The sequence below is a fragment of the Aquipuribacter hungaricus genome (genome assembly GCF_037860755.1).
In the GTDB taxonomy this organism is placed as follows: domain Bacteria; phylum Actinomycetota; class Actinomycetes; order Actinomycetales; family JBBAYJ01; genus Aquipuribacter; species Aquipuribacter hungaricus.
Window position 1 is genome coordinate 1 of the sequence record NZ_JBBEOI010000467.1, and the last position, 936, is coordinate 936.

1 protein-coding gene is annotated in these 936 nt (G+C 78.7%); it reads right to left on the reverse strand.

Going from position 1 to position 936, the window contains the following annotated elements:
* Positions 1 to 63 precede the first annotated feature (63 nt).
* Positions 64 to 786 carry a response regulator gene (locus WCS02_RS20660; RefSeq protein ID WP_340296192.1) on the reverse strand — a complete coding sequence of 241 codons (723 nt, stop codon included), beginning with the start codon at positions 784 to 786 and terminating at the stop codon, positions 64 to 66.
* Between the last annotated feature and the right edge of the window lie 150 nt (positions 787 to 936).

Sequence of the window (936 nt, forward strand, 5' to 3'; positions counted from 1 at the left end):
GGCCTCCGACTTCCCGGGGCCTGCGCGGCCCGTGACCGGCACCGTCCGCGGAGCCCGTCCGGCTCAGCCGCCCCCGGTCCAGCGGTAGCCGTTCTCCGGCCGCCCGGCGCCGCCGTAGCGCGGCCGCACCACCGCCCGACCCTGGTGCTCGAGGTGCTCCAGGTAGCGGCGCGCACTCACCCGCGCGATGCCGCACCGCCCGGCCACCTCGGCCGCGGACAGGTCCGCGGGGGCCTGGTCCCGCAAGGCCTGCACGACCACGGCCAGGGTCCGGGTCGACAGCCCCTTGGGAAGGTCGTCGGCGAGGACGCCGCCCTGGCGGCCCCGCAGCAGCCGGTCCACGTCGGCCTGGTCGGCCACCGAGGCCGCGCCCCGCAGCCGCGCCCGGTGCTCCGCGTAGCCCTGCAGCCGGTCGCGGAAGGCGGCGAGCGCGAACGGCTTGACCAGGTAGTGCACGACCCCGCCCGCCATCGCCTCCCGGACCGTGTCGACCTCGCGGGCGGCGGTCACGGCCATGACGTCCACGTCGAGGCCCTCGGCGCGCAGCCGCCGCAGCACCTCGGTGCCGGAGACGTCGGGCAGGTGGACGTCGAGCAGCACGAGGTCCGGGCGCAGGTCGCGCACGGCGGGCAGGACGTCGCCGCCGCGGTGGACGACCCCGACGACGCGGAAGCCGGGCACGGAGTCGGTGTAGCCGCGGTGGACGGCCGCGACCGCCTCGTCGTCGTCGACGACGAGGACCCGGATCCCGCCCGGGACCGCGGGGCCGACGCTGTGCTGCGTCACGGCACGGTGACCGTGGCGCCGGGGACGCCGGCGCGGTCGTCGGCTCCGCCTGTCCGCACCTCCGCGCCGCGCGGGGGCATGCGGACCTCGACCCGCGCGCCGCCCGCCGGGGAGACGCCCACCACCGCGGAGCCGCCAAGTCGGAGGCCA